The organism is Methylocystis sp. (assembly GCF_046349115.1).
In the GTDB taxonomy this organism is placed as follows: Bacteria; Pseudomonadota; Alphaproteobacteria; order Rhizobiales; family Beijerinckiaceae; genus Methylocystis.
The window spans coordinates 419,370-435,669 of the sequence record NZ_JAXMCX010000002.1; the positions used below are offsets into that span (position 1 = coordinate 419,370).

The 16,300-nt window shown below is 62.7% G+C and carries 13 protein-coding genes; 6 read left to right on the top strand and 7 right to left on the bottom strand.

The features are described 5' to 3' along the window. Window positions 1-22 precede the first annotated feature (22 nt). From U1E20_RS07770 to U1E20_RS07780, 3 genes are all read left to right on the top strand, one after another. On the top strand, window positions 23-943 hold the full coding sequence (locus tag U1E20_RS07770) for a pentapeptide repeat-containing protein (RefSeq protein ID WP_409980368.1): 921 nt from the start codon (window positions 23-25) through the stop codon (window positions 941-943). Window positions 944-1,259: 316 nt separating this feature from the next. Then, entirely contained in the window at window positions 1,260-2,456 is a 1,197-nt protein-coding gene (gene sucC, locus U1E20_RS07775; protein WP_409980022.1) for an ADP-forming succinate--CoA ligase subunit beta, read from the top strand. Between the two features lie 244 nt (window positions 2,457-2,700). Then, complete coding sequence (locus U1E20_RS07780) at window positions 2,701-4,488, top strand: tetratricopeptide repeat protein (RefSeq protein ID WP_409980023.1); 1,788 nt, start codon at window positions 2,701-2,703, stop codon at window positions 4,486-4,488. On the opposite strand, the gene U1E20_RS07785 is transcribed toward U1E20_RS07780, so the two are convergent. From U1E20_RS07785 to U1E20_RS07810, 6 genes are all read right to left on the bottom strand, one after another. Beyond that, entirely contained in the window at window positions 4,485-6,065 is a 1,581-nt protein-coding gene (locus U1E20_RS07785; protein ID WP_409980024.1) for an efflux transporter outer membrane subunit, read from the bottom strand. The two genes, U1E20_RS07780 and U1E20_RS07785, sit on opposite strands and share 4 nt — an antisense overlap. Window positions 6,066-6,074: 9 nt before the next feature. Beyond that, window positions 6,075-9,239, bottom strand: coding sequence for an efflux RND transporter permease subunit (locus U1E20_RS07790; RefSeq protein ID WP_409980025.1), 3,165 nt, complete (start codon window positions 9,237-9,239; stop codon window positions 6,075-6,077). After that, a complete protein-coding gene (locus U1E20_RS07795; protein ID WP_409980026.1) occupies window positions 9,232-10,239 on the bottom strand; it encodes an efflux RND transporter periplasmic adaptor subunit in 1,008 nt (335 codons plus the stop codon). The genes U1E20_RS07790 and U1E20_RS07795 overlap by 8 nt, the downstream gene beginning before the upstream one ends. Window positions 10,240-10,736: 497 nt before the next feature. Beyond that, a complete protein-coding gene (locus U1E20_RS07800) occupies window positions 10,737-11,303 on the bottom strand; it encodes a hypothetical protein (RefSeq protein WP_409980027.1) in 567 nt (188 codons plus the stop codon). Window positions 11,304-11,424: 121 nt separating this feature from the next. Further along, on the bottom strand, window positions 11,425-12,333 hold the full coding sequence (speB, locus tag U1E20_RS07805) for an agmatinase (RefSeq protein WP_409980028.1): 909 nt from the start codon (window positions 12,331-12,333) through the stop codon (window positions 11,425-11,427). After that, window positions 12,330-12,899 carry a pyruvoyl-dependent arginine decarboxylase gene (locus U1E20_RS07810; RefSeq protein ID WP_409980029.1) on the bottom strand — a complete coding sequence of 190 codons (570 nt, stop codon included), beginning with the start codon at window positions 12,897-12,899 and terminating at the stop codon, window positions 12,330-12,332. Before U1E20_RS07810 ends, speB begins: the two co-directional genes overlap by 4 nt. 164 nt (window positions 12,900-13,063) lie before the next feature. Here U1E20_RS07810 and U1E20_RS07815 point away from each other — a divergent pair, with 164 nt between their 5' ends. After that, complete coding sequence (locus U1E20_RS07815) at window positions 13,064-14,110, top strand: hypothetical protein (protein ID WP_409980030.1); 1,047 nt, start codon at window positions 13,064-13,066, stop codon at window positions 14,108-14,110. Window positions 14,111-14,126: 16 nt separating this feature from the next. On the opposite strand, the gene U1E20_RS07820 is transcribed toward U1E20_RS07815, so the two are convergent. Next, entirely contained in the window at window positions 14,127-14,948 is an 822-nt protein-coding gene (locus U1E20_RS07820) for a cell envelope integrity EipB family protein (protein ID WP_409980031.1), read from the bottom strand. Between the two features lie 106 nt (window positions 14,949-15,054). Between U1E20_RS07820 and U1E20_RS07825 the strand changes: the two genes are divergently transcribed. Both U1E20_RS07825 and U1E20_RS07830 read left to right on the top strand, forming a co-directional pair. Next, window positions 15,055-15,534 (top strand): RidA family protein, encoded by a 480-nt coding sequence (locus U1E20_RS07825; RefSeq protein ID WP_409980032.1) that lies wholly within the window; start codon window positions 15,055-15,057, stop codon window positions 15,532-15,534. Beyond that, window positions 15,534-16,298 (top strand): glycerophosphodiester phosphodiesterase family protein, encoded by a 765-nt coding sequence (locus U1E20_RS07830; RefSeq protein WP_409980369.1) that lies wholly within the window; start codon window positions 15,534-15,536, stop codon window positions 16,296-16,298. The genes U1E20_RS07825 and U1E20_RS07830 overlap by 1 nt, the downstream gene beginning before the upstream one ends. Window positions 16,299-16,300 lie beyond the last annotated feature (2 nt).

Here is a 16,300-nt window from a genome sequence, read left to right on the forward strand (position 1 = left end):
ACTTCAGGGCGCGTCGCTGCTTGTGACGGGGCTTCTGGGCGCGTCGCTCAATGGGGCGGAGCTTCAGGGCGCGTCGCTCGATGGGACAGACCTTCAGGGCGCTTCGCTCTATAACGCGCAGCTTCAGGGCGCATCGCTCTATGAGGCGCAGCTTCAGGGCGCGTCTCTCAATGAGTCGAAGCTCCAGGGCGCATCGCTCTATGAGGCGCAGCTTCAGGGCGCGTCGCTCAATGGGGCGCAGCTTGAGGACGTGGCGTTCGGAGGCTCTTATCTGTGGCGCGCGAATTGGGGCGAGTTGAATAGGGCGATGAAGCCTATCCGCTTCGTCCACCCGCGTTGGAAGGCTCTGAGATATCAAGACGAACCATGGACCGATCGCACCTATGACGAACTGCGCAAGAGGATCGAAGGGGAAGTCCCGCAAGGCGACGCGCGCGTTAACGCCCTGGAGCGCATCGCGCGCCTTGACTGCAAGAAGAGCGGCGATGATCTGGCGTCCTGCGCAGAGAATGCGAAACTGCCATCTGCAGTACGCAAATGGCGCGGGCTTCTCGAAGCCGCACAGGCCGACGAATCGACATATGCGAAGGCGCTTGCGCGGCGCCTTCGCATGCTGGTTTGCAGTTCCGAAGCAAATGCGATCCACATTCTGCGCGGGGTCAGCAACGGTTTTTTTCCTCGTCTTGAGGCCACCGGTCGCGAGGCTCCGGCGCTGATCGACGATATTCTCAAAGGAAAAGATTGCCCCGTCTCCGCCGCGCTGACCGATGCCGACAAGGCGCGCCTACAAAAGATCAGGGCGGAGGCGCTGAAGAATAATTCGGAATCGCCCGAAGCGGCGAAGACGCCGCAACCTTCCGTTGCCGCTTCACCACCCGCCCCGCCGGTCAAAGCACCCGCCAAAGGCAACCGCCGCTCGCCCCGCGACCGCCCGTCGCCTTGACGAAACCGCGCCGCTCATGCCTTTTGGCCGCGACTAAGGCGACGCCACAAAATACGTGAATCGATTGGACGCGAGCCCCCTCTCCCCGTTTACGGGGAGAGGGCTGGGGTGAGGGGCCGGGGATAGGAACAGGAATGCCGATGACGGCTTTAAATCCGTTGGTGTTTCCAGCGTTCGGCAAAATGCCCCAGGCCCCTCACCCTAACCCTCTCCCCGCAAGCGGGGAGAGGGGAGTCGCGCCCCGATTGGCGCATATATTTCCGAATGTCGCCTACGCCCGCGCCGGCGCGAGATTACGCCAGGGAGACGCAAGTCCATGAATATCCATGAATATCAGGCCAAGGCCGTTCTGCGAGACTTCGGCGCGCCCGTCGCCGACGGTTTCGCCGTGCTGCATGCGGAAGACGCCCGCGCGGCGGCGGAAAAGCTGCCCGGCCCGGTCTATGTGGTGAAGGCGCAGATACACGCCGGCGGGCGCGGCAAGGGCAGGTTCAAGGAAGCGTCAGCGGGCGACAAGGGCGGCGTGCGCATCGCCAAATCGATCGACGAGGCCGAAGCCTTCGCCAAAGAGATGCTCGGCGCGACGCTCGTCACGCTGCAGACCGGCGACGCCGGCAAGCAGGTCAACCGCCTCTATATCGAGGACGGCGCCGATATCGACAAGGAATTCTACCTCTCGATGCTGATCGACCGCTCGACCTCGCGCATCGCCTATGTGGTCTCGACCGAAGGCGGCATGGACATCGAGAAGGTCGCGCATGACACGCCTGAGAAAATCGTGACCTTCTCGGTCGATCCGGCGACCGGCCTGATGCCGCATCACGGCCGCCAGGTCGCCGACGCTCTGGGCCTCAAGGGCGATCTCGCCAAACAGGCGGGGGAGCTGACCGAAAAGCTCTACGCGGCGTTTGTGGCCAAGGACATGGAGCTTCTCGAAATCAATCCGCTGATCGTCACCAAGGACGGCAGACTGCGCTGCCTCGACGCCAAGGTCAGTTTCGAGAACAACGCGCTCTATCGCCATCCCGACATGGTCGAGCTCCGCGACAAGAGCGAAGAGGACGAGAAGGAAATCGAGGCGTCGAAATACGACCTCGCCTATATTTCGCTGCCCGGCAATATCGGCTGCATGGTCAACGGCGCCGGCCTCGCCATGGCGACGATGGACATCATCAAGCTTTACGGCGAGTTCCCGGCGAACTTCCTCGACGTCGGCGGCGGCGCCACCACCGAGAAGGTGACGGCCGCCTTCAAGATCATCACCGCCGATCCGAATGTGAAGGGCATTCTGGTCAATATTTTCGGCGGCATCATGCGCTGCGACACCATCGCCGAAGGCGTGATCGCGGCGGTTAAGGAAGTGGGGCTGAAGGTTCCGCTCGTGGTGCGGCTTGAAGGCACGAATGTCGATCTCGGCAAGAAGATCATCAATGAATCGGGCCTCAACGTCATCCCAGCCGACGATCTCGACGACGCCGCGCAGAAAATCGTCGCGGCGATAAGGGCGGCATAAGCGGCGCGCCTCGGGGCCGTTGCGCGATCGTTGGGTTTTTCCTTCTCCCGCCTGCGGGAGAAGGGTTCGCGCCGGTTGATTTCGCTTCTCTCCGCAAGCGGCAAAGCCTCGCTTCTCTTTCGCCTTGCGGGAGTGGCGCAAAAGGGCCATGTTTGGCGGCGACTTTAGCCCTTCCCGGCGACCGCGCCGCAGGCGTCGCAGTTTTCGCGCCTCGCCCGCCCCGCCGCCTTTTAGGAAAGCGCCAGTGCCCAAAACTGCCCTGTTGTCTGCGTCCTCCGCCAGCCGCGCGAGACGCGCTCTGGCGCGCCTGTCTTTCGCGGTCCTTGCCGGAACCGGCGCCTTCGCGCTCTCCTGCGACAGCAGCCTCGCGGCGCGGGAAAACATTGTCATCGCCCGACCCTTCGAGGTCGGCTCAAGCCTCTCGGGCAATTACCTTGCCGCGATCGTCGCCGGCGCGGAGCGCGACACGCTGGCCGCCTCGACCTTTTTCCGCGAGGCGCTGCGCGACGATCCCAAGAACCCGGACCTGACTGATCGCGCCTTCGTCGCCGCTCTCGCCAATGGCAATATGGCCGAGGGACTCGCGCTCGCTGGTCGGGTGATCGCGCATGACCGCGCCAACGGCCTCGCGCATCTCTCGCGCGGCGTCGATATGATCAAGAACCGGAAATACGCCGCCGCGCGCGCCGAACTCGCGAAGGGCGGCGGCGACCGGCGCCGCGACATCACCTCAACCCTGCTCTCGGCATGGAGCTACGCCGGCGCCAAGGACACGCGCCGCGCGCTGGCGACGCTCGATACGCTCACCGACGACGCCTTCGTGGTGTTCCGCGACTATCACGCGGGCATGATCGCCGATCTCGGCGGCGACAAGGCCGAGGCTGAAAAGCGCTTCAAATCGGCCTACAACGCCGAGAAGAACACGCTGCGCCTCGTCGACGCCTATGCGCGCTTTCTCGCGACGCATGGACGGCGCGACGAAGCCAAGCAGCTCTATCTCACCTTTAACGAGGTCGCGCCCAATCATCCGATCGTCATCGCCGGGCTTGCGGCGCTCGACGAAGGCAAGCCGCTGCCGCCCTTCGTGCGCAGCGCCGACGAAGGCGCGGGCGAGGTGCTCTACGGACTCGGCGCGGTCGGCGGTCGTCAGGGCGACGAGCTCGCCTCGCTGATCTATCTGCGCCTGTCGCTCTATCTTGCGCCGGAAAATGCGCTGGCGCTCGTTACGCTGGGCGACGTCTATGAGCGCATGAAGCAGGAAGAGGCGGCGATCGATCTTTATCAGAGCGTCGCGAAGGACGATCCGCTACGGGTCAACGCCGACGTTCAGGCGGCGCTGCTGCTCGAAACCCTCGGGAAATCGAAAGAGGCGACCGACGCGCTTGCCGCCATCGTCGCCGCGCATCCGCAGAATCAGGAAGCGCTGACCGCCCTCGGCAATCTTCAGCGTTCGCGCAAGGCCTTCGCCGACGCCGCCGCGACCTATACGCGCGTGCTTGATCTGCGCGCGCCGACCGACAAGAGCCAGTGGCTGCTTTACTATTATCGCGGCATCGCCAATGAGCGGCGCAAGGATTGGCCGGCGGCCGAGGCCGATCTCAAAAAGGCGCTGGAGCTCAACCCCGATCAGCCGCTGGTTTTGAACTATCTCGGCTACTCATGGGTCGATCAGGGGGCCAATCTCGACGAGGCCTTCAAGATGCTGCGGCGCGCCGTCGATCTGCGGCAACGCGACGGCTATGTCGTCGACAGTCTCGGCTGGGCCTATTATCGCCTCGGCCGTTATGACGATGCCGTGCGCGAATTGGAGAAGGCGATCGACCTGAAGCCCTCCGACCCGGTGATCAACGATCATCTCGGCGACGCTTATTGGCGCATCGGCCGCAAGCTCGAAGCGCATTTCCAGTGGAATCACGCGCGCGATCTCAATCCGGACCCGGACGATTTGCCGAAGATTCTCGACAAGATCAAAAACGGCATGACGGAAAAGCCCGAGATCGCCGGAAACAACGGCAAAACCGGCGCGCTCTAATTGGGCGCGTCCGGCGCGCGATTCCACCAGCCGCCGCCGAGCGCCATGAACAGCGCCGCCGTATCGGCGAGGCGCGTCGCTTCGGCCTGCACCCGCAACAGCGACGCCGAGAAATAGATGCGCTGCGCGGTGAAGACCGCGATCTGCGAAACCTGGCCGTATTTGAGTTGCATGCGCACGATATCGAGGCTGCGTTTCGCGGCGTCTTCGCTCTTGCGCGCGGTTTCGACCGCCCGCGCGTCCGACTGCAGGGAACGCAACGCGTCGGTCACGTTTTGAAACGCGTTGATCACCGTGCTGCGATATTGCGCGTCGGCCTGCTCCAGAGCGGCGACGGCTGAGCGTTCCTTATTGAGAAGCGTCATGCCGTCGAATAGCGGCTGCGCCGCATTCGCCGCGAAAGTATAAAAGCCCGTGCCGGGCGCGAAGAGCTGCGCGAGATGAAAGGCGCTCGCGCCCAGATTGGCGGAGAGCGTGATGTTCGGCAGCCGAGAGGCGCGCGCGACGCCGACCGCCGCGGTCGCGGCATGAAGATTGGCCTCGGCGGCGCGAATGTCGGGACGTTGCTCGACCAGCATCGAGGGCACGCTGACCGGAACGGTCACCGGCAGCTTCAATTGCGAGAGGCTGAACTTCTGTCCGATCTCATCGAAGGAAAAGCGGCCGGCGAGCGCGGTGAGAAGGTCGCGCTGGAGCGCGAGCTGCTTTTCCAGCGGCGGCAGCGCCTGCTCGGCCTGCGCGAGCGCCGCCTCCTGCGCGACGACATCGGCCTTGGCGATGGAGCCGAAGGAATATTGTCGATTGAGGATTTCGAGCGAGTCTTTGAGAATCGTGATGATGTTCTTCGTCGCCTCGATCTGTCCTCTGATCGACGCCTCCTGAATGGCCGCGACGACGACGTTGGAGGTCAGCGCCAGCCGCGCCGCCTCCATCTGAAACGCCGCCTGTTCGGTCTGCGCCTCAAGCGATTCGAGCGATCGCCGGTTTAGCCCCCAGATGTCGGGCGCGTAAGTAATAGAGAGCTGCTTGAGGAACAGGCCGTAAGGCGCGTTGGGATTGGTCGTAAACGGGCTCGGCGTCGGTTGTCCGGTGACGATGTTATAGGCGCTCGGGAAATATTGGTTGAAGAGCGACTGGTTGATTGCGCCAAGCGAGCGGTTGTTCGACAGGAGGTTCTGGCTTTCATTGGCCAGTATCCCGACCTGCGGCAGCAGCGCGCCCCTTTGCGCTTCGGCGTTGAAATAGGCCATGCGGATCGCCGCCTCGGCGGATTCGATCGAGGGATTATGTTCAAGCGCTTCGCGCACCAGAACGTCGAGCGGCTTCGACCGATAGAGCGCCCACCAATCCTCAGGAATGTCACGCCCTTCGGCGAAGCGCTGACCCAATCCGGGCGAAGTCGTCTTTTCCGGCGTGAAATGCGGGGCGTCGGGCGCCGGCGGCTTGATGAAGTCAGGGCCGACCATGCAGCCGGCAAGCGACGCGGCAAGCGAAGCGACAAGCCCCGCGACGGTCGCGGCGCGCGTTACGCGCGCGGCGCCGGCTCTTTGCCTCGAAAGGTCGCTCGTCTCGTCCATCGGCAGTTATCAGACCCGAAGAGCTTCTCTCGCGCCGCCGCTCATGCGCTTTTCTATAAAGCGTTCGATGACGAAATGCAGCGTTGGAATGACAAAGAGGATCAAACCCGTCGCGGCGAACAGTCCGCCGACGATGACCGTGCCGAGGCCGCGCTGAACGTCGCTGCCGACGCCTGTCGCCAACGCCGCCGGCAGCATGCCGACCATCGGCACGGCCGACGTCATCAGCACCGAGCGGAAACGCTCCGACGCGCCGTCGAGAACCTGATCGCGGAAATTCGCGCGCTCGTCGCCGATGATATCTTCGTCCGTCACTCCAAGACGGCGCGCGCGGGCTGACGCGACATGAACCGCGGTGACGCGATTGAGATGCGACACCATGATGATGCCATTTTGCACCGCGACGCCAAACAGCGCCAGAAAGCCGACGCCTGTCGCCACATTCAGCGTCTCGCGCGTCACGATCAGCAGGATCAGCCCGCCCAACGCCGATAACGGCACCACCCCCAGGATCAGCAGCGCGTTGCGCAGCTTGGCGAAGCCGATGTAGAGAATCAGCAGCATCAGCAACAGCACGACGCCGACGATGATCGTCAGCCGCGCCTGCGCGCGCTGCTGATTTTCGAATTTTCCGCTCCAGACGACGCTGTTCGCCTGCTTGTCGTAAGTGACGGCCTCCGCGACCTTCTTTTGCGCGTCCGCGAGATAGGAGCTGAGATCCCGGTCGGCATAGTCGAGACGAATGGTCAGCACGCGCTTGGTCTTTTCATGCGAGATGGCGCTCTCGCCATTCTGCAGCGTGATTTTTGATATGGCTGAAAGGGGAATCTGCGCGTTGGAGGAGGAAGACTTCACCAGAAGATCGCTGAGCTCCTCCGGACTGTTGCGCGACTGAAGCGGAAAGCGCACCGTCATGTCGTAACTGCGGTCGTTCACATAAACCTGTCCGATCGAGGCGCCGCCGACTCCGATCTGAATCATGTTCGAAACGTCGGCGACGTTGATGCCGTAGCGCGCCGCCGCGGCGCGATCGATATGAAAGGCGATCTGCGGAATAGGCGGCTCCTGCACGATCGACGTCTGGGTGGTGCCCTTTACCGTCTTCAACGCGGCGACGATTTCATTTCCTATGCGGCGCGTCTCCTTGAGATCTTCACCGAAAACCTTGACCACCATTGCGCTATGCGCGCCGCTGACGAGATCATTGACATTGTCGATGATCGGCTGGCTGACGCCGACATCCATCCCCGGAAGCTGGCTGAGACGCCTTGTCAGCTTGGCGACGAATTGCTCCTTCGTCTCGCGATCGGGCCAGGAATCATAGCGGTTCAGTCCGACCGGCGCCTCGATATGACTGGTCGTCCAGGGATCGGTGCGATCGTCGTTTCGCCCGATCTGGGTGATGACGTAAGAAACCTCCGGAAACTCCATCACGGCCTGACGCAAATCGCTCGCCATATCAGACGCTTTTTCGAATGAGATGCCGCTCGGCAGCTGCACTTGCAGCCAAAGTGAGCCTTCGTCGAGATTGGGGAGAAAGTCGCGTCCGACCGCGCCGCCGGCCATGACGAGGCCCCAGATCGCCAGCGCCGTCGTGACATAGATGATAGAAGGCCGCTCGAGGCACCGATAGAGAAGGTCCTTGTAACGCTGCTCCATCCATTCAAGCACGCGATTGTGGAACGGCTTCGATGGATAGCGCAGCGCCATATAGGCGAGGCCGGGGACGAGCATCAACGTACAGAGAAGCGCGCCCAGCAACGCATAGGCGATCGTATAGGCGACGGGCGCGAACAGTCTGGCCTCGACGCGCTCCAACCCCAACAGCGGCACATAGCCGGCGATGATGATCACGGTCGCGAAAAAAATCGGCCGCACCACCTGGCCGACGACGAATTGAACGTCGACGACCTGAAGCTCGCGGTCGGGATTATGCTCCCGTAACCTGAGAATCGATTCGGTCACGATGATCGCGCCATCGACGATAATGCCGAAGTCGATCGACCCGAGAGACAGAAGATTGGCCGGCAGCTTGGTGAAATTCATCAGGATGAAGGCGAAGGCCAATGACAGTGGAATTGTCGCCGCGACGACGAGCGAGCTGCGCGGGCTGCCAAGAAAAAGCATCAGCACCACGATGACCAGAACAATGCCTTCCGTCACCGTGTGCGCGACCTTCGAAACCGTGAGCTGCACCAGCTCGTTGCGGTCCATGTAGGGAACGATTTTCACCTCTTTCGGCGCGAGTTGGGCGTTCAGCTCGTCAATTCTGTCATGCACCGCCTTCAAAACCACCGTGGCGTTCTCGCCTTTCAACATCTGCACGACGCCTTGAATGGCGTTCGAGTTGTAATCCTTGCCGAGCATGCCTTCGCGTTCTTGCGCGCTGTAACGCGGGGTCCCGACGTCCCTGGTCAACACCGGCACGCCGCCATGTTGGGCGATGACGATATTTCCGAGATCCTCCTTGGTGCGCACGAGGCCGATGCTGCGAATGACGTATGACTGCTCGCCGCGGGTGATGCGGCTGCCGCCGGCGCTGGCGCTGTTGGCGATGATGGAATTGGTGACGTCGGTCAGTCCGAGTCCGTAGCGCTGCATCGCGACCGGATCGAGCTGGAGCTGAAACTGGCGCGTGACGCCGCCGAAATTGGCGACGCTGGCGACGCCGGCGACCTGATTGAGCGCCGGGATCACGATCCAGCGCTGGATTTCCGACAATTCCTCGACATTTTTCGCGTCGGACTCCAAAGTGTATCTGAGGATCTCGCCGGTCGGGCCGGTCAACGGGCCGAGCGCGGGTTGAATATTGGCGGGAAGCGAGACTTGCGCGATGCGCTCCAATACGCGTTGGCGCGCCCAATAATCCTCGACGCCGTCCTTGAAGACCATCGTGATCAGCGACAGCGCGAAAGTGCTGGTCGAGCGTATCGTGAGGAGGCCCGGCGTGCTCGCCAGCGCGCGCTCCAGGGGCACGGTGATCTGCTGTTCCACCTCCTCGGCGGCGAGGCCAGTGGCCTTGGTGGTGACGATCACCGTCACATCGCCGATTTCGGGGTAGGCTTCGATCTTGAGCTGCGTCCATGAGTAGACGCCGAAGGCGAACAGGATCGCCGTCGCCAATATCACCCCATAGCGGTGCTTGAGGCAGAACTCGACGATGCGCTCAATCATTCAGCAGGACTCCGCCCCGCACGACGATGCGTTGGCCGGCGTTCAGTCCCGCGATCGCCGTAACGCCATCGATGTCGGCTTCAGGCTGCACCGGCCGCCGCTCAAAGGTCCAAGGCGCGACTTCGACGAAAACATTTGACGTGTCATTGACCATCATCAGCGCCGAGGCCGGAACCACGACGCGTTGCGACGGCGGCGAAAAAAAGCGCACCGTCGCAAACATGTTAAGTTTGAATATTCCGTTGGGATTGTCGAAGGCGATGCGGACCTTGTTGCGGCGCGTATCCGCTTCGAGCAGCTGGCTGATGATTTCAACCTTGCCGGGGAATATCTGGCGCGGATAGGCGACCAGCGAAACTTCAACCCGCTCGCCTTTTTGCACAAAGGAGAGATCCTTCTCCTGCACGCTCGCCGTGACCCACACGCGATCAAGGTTGGAGATGGTCATCATCGGCGACGTCGTATTGTCGATGAAGTCGCCGGGGGCGGTGTCGAGCGCGGTGATGGTGCCGTCGATCGGCGCATTGAGGGTGATCTTGCGCTGCCCGGTGACCTTGCTGTTGTCGCCGATCACATCGAGCCGGGCCTCGGCGCGCTTCAGTTCCGACGTCGCCTGCAGATAGTCGTTTTGCGCCTGCTCAAGCTCGCGAAGCGCAAGGCCGCCCGCTTTGTTCAGCCCCGTGGCCCGATCCAGGGCGCTCTTGGTCAGTTTCGCCGAGGCGCGGGCCTTTTCCGCGTCGGCCACGGCCTGCGCCAAATCGCCCGAATCAATCGTCGCCAGGGGCTGGCCCTTTTTGACATTGTCGCCAAGCTCGACGTCGAGTTCGCTGACGCGTCCGTTGACAGGCGCCAAGACCCTTACTGTACGAGCCGGATCGGCTTCGACCGCTCCCGGCACGACGCGACTGAGGCTGACATTGCGGGTTTGGACCGGCTCGACGACGATATGGGCGCGATAGGGAGAACCCTCGGGAATAAATATCGCCTTTCCCTTCCGCACAAGCGGCGGGACGCGCCGACGATCCGACTGCCTTCCCGCGTCGCCGAGCGACAAACTCCCTTCCCAACCCATCCGAAAAAGCAGCGCGACGGCCAGAGCCAAAGCGCCCAACGCCGATGCCACAATGAGAATTTGGCGTCGACTCAAAGAAATGCGGCTCGCGAGACCCAACGCCTGTTTCACTTCCAGATTGCCGCCCAGCCGACCGGTTCCAAATGCCAGCGCCTTCTGTCACGAGCGCTGGAGCTTGATCAAGACATTACTCTAGAGGAGATGCACCGTGACTGAATAATGACAGTGCTCCCAAGCAAAAAACTTCCCTGGGAACAATATGTTTCTGAATCATTGCTATCCTGCCGATGCGTCGCCCAAAAAACGGTCACTGGCGTCAAGGCTGCGGGACGGACGCCGCACCCGCGCATCGCCAACCAACCGCGCCAGGGTCAGTCCGTTCGTCGCCAGGCGCATTTTCGACCTGAAATTCAAAATGCGCGAAGTTACGCCGCCGCAACGGGCATGTCATGCGCATGCACGTCGCGGCCCGAGTGTTTGGCAAGAATTTGCATGGCCTTTTCTTCAAGCGCTGAATTTCGCGTTCGCACCCAGAGCAGCAGACCGCCATGGTCGAGTTGCTCCTGGAGATATTTTGCGTGACTCTCGTCCATAAATTCGCCGAGCACGACACCGATCAGCCCACCGAATTCGGCGCCGACGACGCCGCTCAACAAAAGCATCGCGAGCGCGCCGCCGGAGGCGAGCACGGCGCCGGCCGCGGCGGCGGCGCCGACATAGACGAGAGCGCCGACCAGCGCGCCCTTTTTCGCGCCGCGCGATTCTCTTGGCGCATAGGCGATGCGCGGCGCCTTGTCGTCGTTTTCGACCTCCTCGATCTTTTCATAGGTATGGCCAAGCTTGCTCGCGACGGCTTTTTCGCCGGCAAGCAGACTGACGTCGCCAAGATCGAAGCCTGAATTCAGCAATTCCGCCACGGCGTTCTCCAGCGCATAGCCATCCGAGAAAACGCCGACCACCTCGCGGCTTCTACCGCCATCCGCACCAGTCATGCCGCCCTCCCCTCCGCTCGAAACGCCTTGAACCGGGCTGCCGCCTGGGAATGGATCACCGTCGAGAGTGCTGCGGAAGAGCGGCCTTGGCAAGAGCCGTTTCATGGCGAAAAAGCTGCCGCTAGGCCTTACGAGACAGGGCCGCCGACCTCGCCTGAAGGCTGAGGTATTCCCACGCGATCGTCGCGCCCGCGAGCGCGGTGATTTCGGAGACGTCATAGGCGGGAGCGACTTCGACGACATCCATCCCGACAAAGCTCAAGCCGGTCAGTTTGCGCATGATCGACTGCGCCTGCCAGGTCGCGAGACCGCCGACTTCCGGCGTCCCCGTTCCAGGCGCGAAAGCCGGATCGAGCGCGTCGACGTCGAAGGTCAAATAGACCGGCGCCTCGCCGATCGTCTCGACGATTCTCGAGGCGATGGCGGCGGGTCCGATTTCATGAGCCTCCTGCGCGGCGACGATCGCGACGCCTTGCGCCAGCGTCCACTCATAGACCTCGCGTTGCACGGGCGAGCGGATGCCAATCTGAATCATCCGGCGCGGATCGACGATTCCTTCATTGATCGCGTGATAGAACATCGACCCATGCGCATAGGGCTGGCCGAAATTATCGGGCCATGTGTCGACATGGGCGTCGAAATGAATCAGCGCCAGCGGTCCGCGCCGTCTCGCGCAGGCGCGCAGCAAGGGCAGCGTAACGCCATGATCGCCGCCAAGCGTGACGAGATGCGCATAGTTTGACGCCTGCGCCTCAATCAGCTTCAAACTTGCGGTGATGTCGCCGAGCGCGATGGCGAAATCGCCGACGTCGGCAAGCGAGAGATCGGAGGGCGACATCCAGTGCAAGGGATGCGCGCCGTCGATCAACATTCGGCTGGCGTAACGAATCGCCTGCGGCCCAAAGCGCGCGCCGCTGCGATTGGTCGCGCCGATGTCAAAGGGGACGCCGGCGACGACGAACGCCGCATCGGCGCGCGCCTCGGCGCCGAGAAACGTTGGTCGCGCGGCGAATGTCGGCGTATCGCTCATGGCGAACCGTCCAGTTTGACGAAGCGGAACACCGCCGCCGCGACCGCGCAGGTCCACCCGCCGCCCGACGCGCCTTGCGCCGCCGCGGTCAGCGACAGGCTTTCGACGATCAGCTCGCTTGTTTCATACACCTTCTTGCGCTCGTTCCAGGCGGCGTCAGGATCGAATTCGATTCCAAGCGTCGACGCAAGCATCGTCGCTGCGAGGTCTTCGGCGTAATCTCCGCTCTCGCGCTCGGTGACGCCATAGCCGTGATGCTCCGAAATATAGCCATAGAGCGTCGGCTCTCTTGGCCGCGCCAATCCGATGCTCGCCGCGATGCGCCGTCCTGGTTCGTCGGTCTCGACGCGCGCCAGCACGGTGAAAGTGATTTCGCCAGGCTGGAGCGTCGCGACTCCTTTTTCGACCGGAACAATATCGCACCCCGCCGGCAGAATTGACGAGACCGCCACGAGATTTTGCTGCTCGATGTCCGCGTCGCGCAGCGCATATTCGAACGCCGTGAGACGATGACGATGCGCGCCGACGCCGCGCGTCAGGAAGACGCATTGTGGTATGGGAAACATCTCACGCGCTCCGTAGCGAAGAAACCCGCCATCTCAATTAGAACGAAAACGCCGCTTCGCCATAAGCGCGTCAGCGAGATGCGTCTGGCCTCGCGCGCGCGAACCGGTTAGCATCGCGCAGCGCGCTTCGGCCCCCGACCTCTGACGCAAGATATCTCGACCACATGAAAATATTGCTGCTCGGCGGCTCCAACGCCGGAATCAAGGAAGGATGGGCCTTCCAATTTCAACGGCAGGCGTCGGAGCATGAAGTGGAGAATCGGTTTCTCGGCGCGGTTGGATCTCTCTATGGTTTGATGGCGCTGTTGAGGATGGAGCGCGAGGGAGCGGCGCCTCCGGAGATCATCATTTTCGAATATTGTCTAAACGACATTTTGCTTTTCGCCGCCAATTGCCTGCAAGAGACGCTGGTCGTCGATACGTTGGAGGCTGTCGCCGCCTGCTGTGCGCGGCGGGGAATTCGGCTGATGTTCCTTTGCCTCGACCCAAGCGAGGCGCCGTCGAAAGAGCTGCGCGGCGCTAGGCGGCGCGCGCGCCGGCTCTATGCGCAAGCGACGAAGCGTTATGCGACCCCCGCCATCTGGCTGGAGGATGTATTTCCCGGGGGACCGACGGCGGCGCATTATCAGGATCAAAACCACCTGACGATCAAGGCCTCGGCGGCCGTGGCCGCCGCGGTCTTAACGAGTTTGGGCGACGCCCGAATCCCCGAGGCGCGCGACAGGGAGATTCGCTTCGAATACGTCGACGTGAGACGCGCGCGCGCGCGCGGCGCGTGCGAGCGGCGTCACATCGTATCCAAGGTTTTCGAAGGCGACTTCATCCGCCTGAAGCGACCCAGCGAATGCCGCTTTCCAGGAAGCGGCCGTCTGGTAGGCTTGATGCTTCATTCCGACAAGACCAGCGGCGACTATCTCATCCGCGCGCCGCGATGCGCCCGGCGCAAAAATCCGCGCTCGAAGATGCAGGAAATCGTCGCCAATCTCATGCTGCTGCATTATGTGTCGGGCGCGATCGTCACGGAGCGCGGCGTGTCGATCGCCATGCCTGACGATGAAGCGGCGCTGAGACGCGCTCCCGAGGACGCGACGCTTCTCGCCGACCCGCCGACGGCGGATTTTCCGGACCAGACCCTCGACATTCACGCCGTAATCTACTGGCGTCCGCGATCGCTTGTCGCACGAATCGCGGCGCTGTTGCGGCGCCGTTGAGCCGCTAGGCGCCCTTCTATTTTTTGCAGGCTGGCGTCGGCTGGAGAACGAGATCGGTCATGTCGCCGCTCAAGACGAAATCGCCGTAGTCGAGCTTGAGAGCGCGTGAGACGCCGTTTTGATAAAGGTCGAACGACAGCACGTAAATCGGCTGGCCGTCCTTCTTGCCGAGGTCGAAATAGGAGATGGCCACTGGCCAGCGGCGCATGTTTTTGAGCTCGTCGACTCGCGCCGCCTTTTCCTGCGGCGGCTCGGTCGTCGGCTTGCCGATCACCGTTAAAGTGTCGAACGCCTTTTCGCCGTCTCCCGTGCCGTCGAAGACCTGCGCTTCGAGCAGATGTTCGCCGGCCATGGCCGTCTCGACGATTTTACGCAAATGTTCGGTCGGAAAAAACATCGGACCGGCGAATTCCACACGCGCACGCTTGGGTTTGGAAAGATCGACGGAGAGCCGCGCGTCACTCGATTTTTTGGCTTTTCCGTCGACTTCCTCGGCGCGCGAATTATCGACCTTGGTTTCCACCTTGAATCGAAAATCGCCGCCGTCGCCGCCTTCAAAAGTCGCCGAGCGCATGTCGGAGAGCTTTGGCGCCCCCTCCGAGGGCTGAAGTTCGGTAATCTGGCGAAAGTTCTGCACATAGCCCTCGCAGGCCGAACCGGAGAAGTCGAAAGCGATACGGCCGCGCGCCTGGGCCGGCGCCTTCGCGCCGCTCGTTTTCAAGAGGCTCAGCTCATAGACGGCGCGATGGTTGGCGAGCGCGGGGGCGCTCTCCGCCAACGCCTCGCCGAGCGGCGTCGCCATGCAGATCGCGGCGGCCAGCGCGCGTGACAAAATCATCGGACCTCTTTCAATGTCGGCGCTTCGGCGCCATTGCGTCGCGTGAAGTAGGAAACTAGGGTCGCGCTTTCCTTGGAGCAACGACTTTCTCTTTTAAAGAGGGGCCATGACCGCATCGTCCGATACGCCGCTTGCGCGGCTGAAAGAACTGGGACTGTCGCTGCCGACGGCGGCGGCGCCCGTCGCCAATTATGTTCCGTTCGTGCGCACGGGGGCGTTGCTGTTCATATCGGGACAGCTGCCGATTGGCGCCAATGGCGTCGACCCGGCGCATCGCGGCAAACTCGGCGCCGGCGTGTCGCTTGAGGACGGCCAGTCCGCGGCGCGCCAGGCGGCGCTCAACGTCCTCGCCCAAGCCAATGCCGCCGTTGGCGATCTTGCCCGGCTGCGCGCGGTCCGGCTCGGCGGCTTTGTCAATAGCGCGCCCGATTTCGCCGCGCTGCCGCAAGTCGTCAATGGCGCATCCGATCTCATCGCCACGGTTCTTGGCGAGAACGGCAAACATGCGCGCTTCGCGGTCGGCGTCGCGCAATTGCCGCTCGACGCCGCCGTCGAAGTCGAGGGGATTTTCGAGATTCTGGCGTGATGAGGCCCGATCTTTCATGGTTGACGGCGCGCCCGATCGCGCATCGCGGCCTGCATGACGCCGCCGAGGGCGTGATCGAAAATTCGATTTCGGCGGCGCGCGCGGCGATCGCCAGCGGATTTGGCGTCGAATGCGACGTGCAGCTGACCGCCGATGGCGAACTTGTCGTTTTCCATGACGAGACGCTTGACCGCCTGACCGATGGCGCCGGCGCGGTCGCGACGCGGAAAGCGGAAGAGCTGAAACGTCTGCGCCTGCGCGGGAGCAATGACGCCATTCCTGCCTTTCCGGATTTTCTCGCGGCGATCGGCGGGCGGACCCCGATCGTCGTCGAAATCAAGAGCGCCTTCGATGGCGATACAACCGCCGCGCTGCGCGCCGCGCAGGCGCTGGCGCGTTATGACGGGCCAGTCGCCATCGAAAGTTTCGATCCCGATCTGATCGCATTTCTTCGCGCCCGCGCCGCGGCGCTGGGGATCGCGCATCGGCCGCTCGGCATCGTCGGCGAAGCGCAGTACAGCGAAGCGGACTGGCCGCAATTGTCGGCGGCGCAGCGCGCCGAGCTTACGCATTTCCTGCATTATAAGCGCACGCTGCCGGATTTCCTGTCTTGGAACGTGCGCGATCTGCCGCATGCGATTCCGCTGCTGCTGCGCGACGCGCTCGGGATTCCGATAACCGCCTGGACCGTGCGCTCGCTTGAAATAGCGGCGCCGGCGCGAGACTGGACCGACCAGATCGTCTTCGAAGGCTTTGCGCCATAGAG